Annotated in this window: 8 protein-coding genes; 5 read left to right on the forward strand and 3 right to left on the reverse strand. The window is 44.2% G+C overall.

All coding sequences use genetic code 11. From position 1 onward, the window contains the following. Nucleotides 1-765 precede the first annotated feature (765 nt). The gene (locus JGK11_RS27120; RefSeq protein ID WP_293208760.1) at nt 766-1,374 is read right to left on the reverse strand and encodes a hypothetical protein; all 609 of its coding nucleotides are present in this window, start codon (nt 1,372-1,374) and stop codon (nt 766-768) included. Between the two features lie 97 nt (nt 1,375-1,471). Here JGK11_RS27120 and JGK11_RS27125 point away from each other — a divergent pair, with 97 nt between their 5' ends. Beyond that, nucleotides 1,472-1,918, forward strand: coding sequence for a PEP-CTERM sorting domain-containing protein (locus tag JGK11_RS27125; RefSeq protein ID WP_293208757.1), 447 nt, complete (start codon nt 1,472-1,474; stop codon nt 1,916-1,918). A 79-nt stretch (nt 1,919-1,997) separates the two neighbouring features. Here JGK11_RS27125 and JGK11_RS27130 read toward each other — a convergent pair whose 3' ends face one another. Beyond that, complete coding sequence (locus JGK11_RS27130; protein ID WP_293213613.1) at nt 1,998-2,192, reverse strand: hypothetical protein; 195 nt, start codon at nt 2,190-2,192, stop codon at nt 1,998-2,000. 393 nt (nt 2,193-2,585) lie between these two features. On the opposite strand from JGK11_RS27130, the gene JGK11_RS27135 reads away from it, so the two are divergent. The 4 genes from JGK11_RS27135 (at nt 2,586) to JGK11_RS27150 (ending at nt 8,542) form a co-directional block, all read left to right on the forward strand. Then, nucleotides 2,586-3,020 carry a hypothetical protein gene (locus JGK11_RS27135; protein WP_293208033.1) on the forward strand — a complete coding sequence of 145 codons (435 nt, stop codon included), beginning with the start codon at nt 2,586-2,588 and terminating at the stop codon, nt 3,018-3,020. 26 nt (nt 3,021-3,046) lie between these two features. After that, entirely contained in the window at nt 3,047-3,721 is a 675-nt protein-coding gene (locus JGK11_RS27140; RefSeq protein ID WP_293208035.1) for a hypothetical protein, read from the forward strand. A 79-nt stretch (nt 3,722-3,800) separates the two neighbouring features. After that, nucleotides 3,801-5,567, forward strand: coding sequence for a hypothetical protein (locus JGK11_RS27145; protein WP_293208037.1), 1,767 nt, complete (start codon nt 3,801-3,803; stop codon nt 5,565-5,567). After that, complete coding sequence (locus tag JGK11_RS27150; protein WP_293213615.1) at nt 5,567-8,542, forward strand: O-antigen ligase family protein; 2,976 nt, start codon at nt 5,567-5,569, stop codon at nt 8,540-8,542. The genes JGK11_RS27145 and JGK11_RS27150 overlap by 1 nt, the downstream gene beginning before the upstream one ends. A 307-nt stretch (nt 8,543-8,849) precedes the next feature. Here JGK11_RS27150 and JGK11_RS27155 read toward each other — a convergent pair whose 3' ends face one another. Further along, entirely contained in the window at nt 8,850-9,563 is a 714-nt protein-coding gene (locus JGK11_RS27155; protein ID WP_293198972.1) for a DUF1997 domain-containing protein, read from the reverse strand. Nucleotides 9,564-9,842 lie beyond the last annotated feature (279 nt).

Here is a 9,842-nt window from a genome sequence, read left to right on the forward strand (position 1 = left end):
TACTCTCACGCAAAGCGCTAGCCAGATGGATAGTTTTGCCCTGTCTAAGTTGAAAGATGGTGGCACAGGTCTTACACTTTTAAGAGTCCTCGATCCCGACGATACTCTTAATCTTACAAAGTCTACAAGATTTGTTACCGAAATAGAACGGGGAGGGACAAAAGGACTATTAAATGACTTAAAAATTTACACCAACCTCTCAAAAAATCCGTGGAGTTTTAAACGTGGGCGCGATTTACAAGGAAGTTTTAATATCAAGATTCGTTACGCCTGTGGTACTGAAGATACTTGCCCTCGGGAGGCTATTTTCCCAGATGACCTTAAACAAAAATATGGAGTGGGATCTCCAATGGCTTTAACTTACAATCCACTGGCATCCGATCCCCACCCTAATCAAAATAAAAACCTTTACTGGATCCAGCGAGTTATCACTAACCATCCGCGTCAAGGATTAGGAGTGTTTGGTCAAAGCAAAAGCTATATCGATAACATCCTTCGTAATGAGAGAGGAATAAATTCCCCACATCCCTACTATGGTATTTCAGGTAGAAACTTACGACCAGATGGTTTATTTGTGGATAACCCGTATAGACGTAGATATTTAAATCGCAATTTTTACTGGATTGGGGAACTTTACCTAGCTGAAGCCAATCCATCCAAGCCAAGAGAAGTCACGATTTATAATGGGGTCAGATGGGGTTGGACATACCAGTATTTTCCTAAAGGTCAACCAGTTCGCGTTCCAGCTTTCATTCCAAAGCCCACTCAAACACCCGAAACTCCACTTGAACTTTGTCCACCAAATATGTTGACAAAAAGTGGCAGCACCATTGTCGCCAATAGCAGCAGCGGTGGCGGTGGTATCGGTTGCGTGGCAGTATCGCCAACGCCAAAACCAACACCATCACCAACACCACGACCAACCCCGTCACCTTTGCCAACCCCGCGTCCAGCACCTGCACCAAGCCCGTCACCAACACCATCAACAATAATATTAGTATCACCTGCACCAACACCCGGGCCAGCACCAACACCCGGGCCAGCACCAGTACCCTCAGCTTGGACTCCATCACGAACTCCTACACCCTCAGCTTGGACTTCATCACCTTGGCCAACCCCGTCAGCTTGGATTCCATCACCTTGGCCTACGCCTGCACCATGGGCAACAACAGCAACACCATCACCTCGACTAACCTCGACACCTTTGCCAACTCCCTCACCTTGGACTCCCTCACCCTGGCCAACTCCTACACCTTGGGTGACATCTCCACTGGGGTCAACATCATCAACTGTCGTTGTCTCAACATCAACAACAACTACTACATCGCCCTCATCCTTTGGGCGGCCCAGTTCGCCAATTCGCGCTGCCCGCACCTACGCAACTTTTGGTGTTGATAGCGATGCCACAGACCTAGCAAATATCAGCAGTGAGTTACTTGAAGACCCAGAATTATCATCAACGGACAATAGTTTGAACAATGCAAACCTAGCTGGCGTTAGTCGTGATTTACTTGAAGACTCAGAACTATCATCAACGGACAGCAACGAAAACCAAGTCAATTTAGCTAGCATCAGCAGTGATTTACTTGAAGACCCAGAATCATCATCAACAGACAACAACGAAAACCAAGTCAATTTAGCTAGCATCAGTGGCAACTTGCTCGAAGACCCAGAATTATCATCAACCGACAGTAACGAAAATGAACTTGATTTAGCTGGCATCAGCGGCGACTTATTGGAAGACCCAGAACTAGCCTCAGAGGATAACAACTCCCTAGCCTCCAAAACTAAAAACCCTGACGATGATGCCCTACCCGCTGAAGCCGTTCCCGAACCTACGACTGAATTAGGAACGCTATTAGCACTCACCGGATTAGGTATATTCCTCAAGCTCAAAAACAGGAAAACTCAGAAGTAGTAGAGTATTTATTGAGGTTGTTGTCTGTCTGTTTTCGATCGACCTTTTGACTAAATTGTCTAACTTTTGAGTAAATTGTCTAAACGTGCGATCGACCTTTTGAGTAAATTGTGTAATAAGTGCGATCGCCATTTTGAGTAAATTGTGTAATAAGTGCGATCGCCATTTTGAGTAAATTGTGTAATAAGTGCGATCGACCTTTTGAGTTGCATGGTGCGAAAAGTGCGATCGACCTTTCGACTGGCATCACACACTTAAGTAAAACTACTTGCATACAACACTTAGACTCACTTGAGCCAAGTTCGAGAGGAAATTGTATTTTTTGCGGCTGTCGAATCACCAATTTTATAGTCAACCGCATACCATGTATAACGCTCGGCAACACTCTGTTTTAAAAAGCCCGTCAAGTTAACTGACACTCTTGTAAAAATTCTGTAAACTCTACTTTACCCTACCTACATATAAATACTCATATTGTGTAGATTGCAATGTTTTATCAACTTAAATTAAGCCTGAGTTACTTACTATTATAAATTTTATTTATTAGTTAAATTTTTTAAGATAGTTTTTTTTTATAACTATTATCAATCTATTTAATTACGCTTAGACTTATCCCATCGCTATGAATCTCTTCGTTCATTATCAGGGACATCAACGAGGAATAATTATGAACTGGCAAGAACACTACACTGATAAACATTGCTGCAACAAATATAATTACAGACCACCATCAAAGCTCGAACGCCATCAATTTCGTAGCAGTTTCTATCAAATAATGAGACCTCATCTGACTGGTGAGTATAAGTTGGAGTTTGTACCGCTGACGGAGAAGCAAATTGCCGAACAAGAAAGCCTACCGCAGCATTGGCGCCTACCACTATCCTACGGTTTTTCACCCAGTGGAGTTCGGATGCCGTCCGAGCGATCGAAATCTGCGTTTGATTGGCCGATGTCTAGACCAATTCAGAAGTATACTCAGCCGATGAAGGGATATTACAAGTATACTTTGATTAAGCAGCCGTCCGAGTCGAATGTCCGTGGCGGGAAACTATTTTGGCTGATGGTAATTGGTGCGGCGGTGTGGTTCTGGTTTGTTCGCTGATTGTCCGGTAATTGAGAGGGCGAGATATGAGGTATTTTTTTCTATTTCTGGTGGCTTTATTTTTGTCTGGAGGAGTAGCAGTAGCTCATGTTTCTCCCGAAGTATTTGCTTCAAAAAATATGAGCGCAGTCAAAACTACTGAATTAACATCTGTTCAGTTAACTAATACCAACAATTCAGTTGAAGTAGATGGAGTCATCTTTGAAACTGTTGTGCCGAATCAGGTAGTGAGCATCCCAGAAAATATGCCTGATATAAAGACCCCTTGGCGAGTTGGTATTCGGATTACCAACAAGACCTCAGTACCCATCCGTTTCAATAAGTACCACCTTACCCCAGAATTCATAGGATTCAATGATAAAGCCCTTTTTATGGATGACTTTGCATTGAGTCTTATACCTCTGACTGAGCGTGATTTTCCATTGGTTCCACCTGGAAAAAGCTTCACAGTATTTTGGGAAGGAGAATTTTACTGGAATGAGAATAGGCTTCTATTTGGAGCCTACGAGCGGAGTAGGGGTCGTTCATTGTCATTCGGAACTTTCACCCCCGGTACTTATGATGTTCGATTGACCTACGAAAATGCTAATACAGAGATTTCTTACGTCAATCTAAAAAATGGACAACGTAGGCAGTTAAAAGGAATTGTGAAAGGTCTATTTTCTACTCCCTGGGTAGAAATTAAATTAGTCTCTTCCTAAGCCAGATTTGCTTCCCAATTGCCTTTGGCATCATATTTGAACGAAGCCTAATCTTTTTTGAAAATAAGGAAATACCAAAATGCAATCGCAAAAATTATCCGTGATTATTTTAGCAACAGCGGTACTGACAGAGCCGATGTGTCAGCATAGCCTTGCGTTTAATATCAAAGGTCAAACAAATAGTTCTTCTGATTCTGTACAGGTAAGTAGTGCCGATGGCAATCTTAATGGCATTGTTACTGTAAAGACGAAAAATATAAAGGAAATAGAACGGGGTGGAAGCAGGGATTTTTTGAATATACTAGGACAAAGCTATGGAGCTAACTGGCAATTCAAAAAAGGTGCAAATTTAAACGGAGATTTTAATGTTACAAGTTACTATCCCTGTCAACCTCTGACTCCTTGTGGAGGTGATTTAGCTGGTAAGTATCCAGGAGTGACATTTCCTATTCCGGGTGGCAATAAAGGTGGAGTAGGAGCTTCTTTCTCCGTAGATTACGAGCGGAACCGTCAGGATGAACCAAATCCAAACATCAATAATGATACTTTTTGGATTCAAAGAGCAACTGTTAATACTGGCGGTCAGCCTATAACGGTTTATGGTCAGACAAAAACTTATTTTGATTTAATTGATACTCCCAATTCTCTCAACCCTTTCTATCCCGGTGGAGGATTATCTGGAAAAACCAACTCTCAAACAGGAGACCTTTTGTTTTCTGCGTTCGACGTACCTTACAATTCTATACAAAGGCCAAAACCAAGTTACTTTTACAACAATGATTGGAATTTTGAACTTTACTTAGCTAAGTTTATAGGGCCTAAAATAATCAACAATAAAACTGTTGGATTTGTCAAAATTTACAATGGTATTTCATGGGGTTGGACAAGCACATTTACCCCAAATCCTAGCCCTAAACCTTGTTCCGGTGCTAGCGGTGGTGGCGGATGCGTTTCTGTTACACCCTCCCCGCGCCCGACCCCAAGACCATCCCCTACCCCAAGTCCGCGCCCGACTCCAAGACCATCTCCTACCCCAAGTCCTCGCCCAGCCCCCAGCCCCAGTCCGCGTCCAGCGCCGAGTCCGCGTCCAGCACCCAGTCCGATTCCAGCGCCGAGTCCGCGTCCAGCGCCGAGTCCGCGTCCAGCACCCAGTCCGATTCCAGCGCCGAGTCCGCGTCCAGCACCAAGCCCCAGTGGTGGCGGTCGTCCGATTCGGGCGGTTCCCGCTTCTTCTCTCAGAAGTGGTAATACCCTTACCTTAGCCCTGAAGCTACTTTTTGACAGTGCTGCCAAAGGTAACAATAACTATGCCACCGATAACGTGGACGTAGCTAGCGTCAGTCGCGACTTACTTTTCAGTCCTGAACTCTCATCAACTCGTACCAGCTCTGAAGATTTAAACGTAGCTAGCGTCAGTGGGGAATTGCTAGAAAATCCTGAACAATCATCAACTCCTAGCAGCGAAAAGAAGATAGATTTAACTGACATTAGCAGTAATCTACTTCTTGATTCAGAATCATTGTCAACAGACAACAACGAAAATAACGCAGATATCGGAGGCATTAGCGCCGACTTACTCCAAGACCCAGAACTATCTTCAGAGGATAACAATTCCGATGCACTAGATTTAGCCAACATCAGCAGCAAGTTACTTCAAGACCCACAACTATCGTATGTTGACGATACTCTCACTGCAAAAACTCAAAATGTTTCATCTAAAAACACCGACGACGATGCCCTCCCCGTAGAAGCCGTTCCCGAACCTACTACCGCATTAGGAACACTATTTGCCCTAGCCATATTGCCTGTCATTACCAGACTAAAAAATAGGAAAAACAAAGAGTAATGAAAAGCCTCTACACCATCCTGTTTGCCCTCAGCATCATTCTCATCAACCCTTGGGGAAGCAGCCGGGGCATCATCTGGACTTCCCCCAAGGTATTAATTATCTGGCTAATAGTAGGAGTCAATCTCGCTCTTTTGTGGGAACAAAGAAAAGTCCTAACCATTTCCAGACAATGGAAGATTTCTCTAATACTTTGGACAATATTTCTCTCAATAGGAGCTATCTCCACTCTGCACAGTCCTTTTCCCTTAACCTCTTTTCTCGGTCAAGATCAAATGGGAGATGGCTGGCTATACTGGCTGTTAATTGCCGCCTTCACTCTCAGCAACAGCTTGCTCTTAATCGCGCGCCCGCAACTGATCAATTCCCAATTCCAAGGATTGCTAATTGGTGGCATCATTCTTTCTCTTAGTATCTTCCCCCAAATCATTGACTGGCGGATTGACTACACCGCTACAATGGGGAAACAAATCAGAGGCGATGTCTTAGCCAGCAGCATTTTTCAAGGACAGCAGCCCATAGGATTGTACTCCCACCGCGGCCACGCAGCTATAGTTTTAGCGTTAACGGCAATTACTGCGATTTTCGGTTGGTTTTGGAGATTTACGAATACTAAATTAACTGCAATTACTTTGATTTTAGCTGTTCCTGCACTGCTGTTCACATCTACCCGCAGTGCAATTGTAGCTTTGATTGTTGCCTGTGCTTATTTGTTGGGACGCCAATACTACAAAATTCTCACCGGTATAGCCCTGATGGGCACCCTCGCTGCGGGCATCATGACGCTTAACAGACCCCTCAACTGGCAAAAACCGAGCATCGAACAAGTCGTGTCCAGCCGATCGCCCATGTGGGAACTTGCAGCCAGAGGAATCAAAAAACGCCCGTTATTTGGATGGGGATTCGACGGCTTAGGGATTGCTTATCCCTATATCAGGAATCCTCAAGTAACTCCGAGAGTCGTCAACTTGAACGAGTTTACCTACGACTATATTAACATAAAAGGTGAAATTAGCACCAGAGAAATTCCTACTTATAAAGCTCACAATTGGATTCTCGATACAACTGTATCAGTTGGTATTTTGGGGCTGATTGCTGGCATTGCACTTTGGGGATATTATTTATCTTTAGCGCTGCAATCCTCTATTGGCGGGATTGCAGCAGTTGCTATTGCTTATCTGGTTTTTGCTGTTACCTGGTTTGATTGCGCTCAATACGCACATATTGCCTGGTGGACTCTCAGTTTCGCTGCTGTTAGATATCCTTGTTCTCAAGATAACGAGAAAAGAAGATTAATTTCACCTCAAGTTCAGCTTTATATGTTTTTGGGTATATTTATTGTCTCGTTAATCGGAAGTTTTTATGTAACTAATTTCAATAATATCAACAACTTTATTGTCAAAGCAAAATCATCGCTATTTCCCGGACAACTGTTAGGCTGCGGAAGTTCCAGCGGCGGGCCAACGGATAATCCGATAGATTCTCGATACGGAAAACAATCTTATCCTTGGACATCGGAAATTAAATGGACTTGTGCATACAATATCCAAGACTTCCAAGGCGGCACTCTGATTGACAGGTTTAATTTTGCCCGAGATATTGCTGCTGCTAACGGTGGCGGAGTTGTCTATTTTCCAGCGGGGACTTATGAGTTTCCAGACAGTATCTATTTGAAGTCGGGAGTAGTCATTCGAGGGGAAACTCCCGCAATGACAGATGCTAAACAAACTTTGTACAATCCTCCGACAAAATTTGTGTTTCCTAAATACGAACCGCAACTTTCAGGGATGGGAAGTCCGAACAGCACGGCTTTTAAAAGAATCTTTACTGAAAATCCTAATACTGATAGCAATATTGGTGTGGTTAATCTAGATATTAACCGATCGCCAATTTACTTGCTCAGCAACCTCGACTACAGTAAAAATCGAAATATTGTGGTTTACGGCCTCCGCAGCAATAACGTTGCCGAACCCAGTTCCTCAGTCCCAGACCTGAATTTTCAAGCAGCGTGGCAGCGATATGCCAATCCCTATGTCGCTAATATCAAAGTTAATGCTTTGGCTAATGTCTTAATTGCCAACAATCGACTTAACGATAGTATAACAGATAATTACCAGCAACCTGAATATCAAGTAAAATCTGGCGAGACTGATGTTGTTGAAGAATATGATGTTAGATTCGACTACAGCAACCATTTCGGTATCTTAGTCAACCGTTCCAAGGCTGGCAAATCTGAAGAAAACTTTGTGCCGACGGCCCAACCAAGTGCGGAACCCGGTCTGTTTCGCAAAGGTATTGCGATTCGCGATAATTGGGTTTATCATACCATGAGGGCGGGAATCCGAGCGTCGGGAAATGGCTTGGTTGTTAAAAATAATGCGATTCGAGATGATGCCCGCAAGCGCTGGTGGACGGACGATACAGGCGCGGGAGTCGCTGGGAAAAATACGAGTTTTAACAGTAGGGCGATCGAATGGGCCGGCTGGAATGTTTTAATACAAGATAATGACTTTCAAGTGTACCGACATCAACTGAAAGATTCCGAGTTTCTCAGCAATGACGGAGGGGGAATTGTGATTCATGCTTGCTGCGGCGGAACTTCGGTTCGGCAAGCGGAGATTGTCGGTAATACTGGCAATTCTTACATCGGTATTTCTCAAGTGCCTCGGATTCGAGATGTGAGGATTTTTGGGAATAAGTTATTGTCTAATGTTAAGGGTGATTGGCCTTTGATTTATGTGAATGCGGATACTGAGCAAAAAATTAATGGGATGCAGAATGCAATTGTAGAAAATAATACGGTTAAGGGCAGTTTGCTGGCAGTCGCGAGTCAGGGAGGAAGGGGAAATGCGATTAGAAATAACAGCGGTTTTAATGTTGGTTCGATTAAATCTTCTTGTCACGTTACTGTTAGTAAAAATAGGGGCTTTGTGAGTTTGCCTTGCTGGCGGCGCAGAAACGCAGGCGGCGGTTGAAACTAGGTTTACAAAAACGCAGGCGTTAGCTTTCCTGAAGGGTACTCGGCAGGACGGCGAGTGAAAAGCATAATATAATGTTTCTTATACCAATTATCTAAAATTGTGCAACACTCGAACACCCCCCTAGCCCCCCCCCATGAATCAGGGGGGGGACAAGAATACTGTTATTTCGTTAAAAATTGGTATTAAAAAGATGAGGTATGACAGCTTATAAGCAGTTCAACTAAGAAAGAGGGCTAAAGCCCAACAACGTACCTCATCTTTCATTCGATCCGCTATGGTTTCAACCGCGAGCGTTTTTTTGTTAGTGTTTCTTCGGGTTTTTGGGAAAGGGAATTCCTAAACTTTCATGGAAAACAAGCTGAGTTTTATATGTCAAGCGGCGGTTGACTTGTTTGATGATTTTTTCCAAAAGCGCATCGCCGGTTTTTTCAATGAGAGGTTGAGACATCGATCGAATAAACTTGGGAAAGCAAACCCCTACAGCTAAATCCAGCTTCCAGGTGGCGCTGGTAATCGCAGGCGGTAGCTGGGCGCGTTGCGACGCAGGCCAATCGGCTGCAAACTCGTCAGACGGTATCTCGACTAGCTTCATTGCCGATCGAAAATCCACTTCATATCCGGGCGAGGTATAATTCGGAACCGGGATAGTCTGAATCAAATAGCAGCCTTCAGCGTCAGGCGGCAGCAACTCTAAACCAATTCTTGCTTCAACTCGGTAGCCGAAGGCCCCAAAACGACCGATTAATAGATCGTAGCCGTTTTCGCCGATCGGCTGGGCCTTCATTGGCGCAGCGCACTGACAAAACCAAGTCTTGTGATTGTTGAAATGCTCGGCCACCGTTGCAGCATCGGCGTACATCTCCATGCTGTCTTCAAAGTGGGTGTGAAACCAAATCGGCTCAACTTCCTCGCCTGCATCCGCACCTGCACTTTCGGGCTGTCTGAAACTCGCATCTGCGTAGCAATTTTCGTCAGAAGCTTCAACAGTTTGATATTCAGCGGAATTCTGCTTCATCATATGCTCTCCTGCTAATACACGCCAATCAGTCGGGTTGAGGATGTGGTCGGGGAGTTTTCTCCCTACAATTGAGAAATTGATAGCAACAAAAGTTACCTTAGAAAAGCATAACTCGACTTGTCACCAACCCCAGTCTAAAGGCATGGGGCTTGAAAGAGGAAGGCTCACCACCTTCTTAATTCAGGACTAAACCAGTGTCTAGCCTACGTCTTTAAGACAAACTGAACTGTCTGGGAGTGGTATCCCGCAAAACGTTAAGAATGCCACCGCAGCGTT

This window comes from Microcoleus sp. PH2017_34_RAT_O_A (genome assembly GCF_020737885.1).
GTDB lineage: Bacteria > Cyanobacteriota > Cyanobacteriia > Cyanobacteriales > Microcoleaceae > Microcoleus.

Bases quoted from the DNA above. Each gene is read 5' to 3' on its own strand.
- JGK11_RS27140 (WP_293208035.1), top strand. From the start codon at position 3,047: ATGAGGTATTTTTTTCTATTTCTGGTGGCTTTATTTTTGTCTGGAGGA.
- JGK11_RS27150 (WP_293213615.1), top strand. From the start codon at position 5,567: ATGAAAAGCCTCTACACCATCCTGTTTGCCCTCAGCATCATTCTCATC.
- JGK11_RS27145 (WP_293208037.1), top strand. From the start codon at position 3,801: ATGCAATCGCAAAAATTATCCGTGATTATTTTAGCAACAGCGGTACTG.
- JGK11_RS27155 (WP_293198972.1), bottom strand. From the start codon at position 9,563: ATGAAGCAGAATTCCGCTGAATATCAAACTGTTGAAGCTTCTGACGAA.
- JGK11_RS27130 (WP_293213613.1), bottom strand. From the start codon at position 2,192: ATGCAAGTAGTTTTACTTAAGTGTGTGATGCCAGTCGAAAGGTCGATC.
- JGK11_RS27135 (WP_293208033.1), top strand. From the start codon at position 2,586: ATGAACTGGCAAGAACACTACACTGATAAACATTGCTGCAACAAATAT.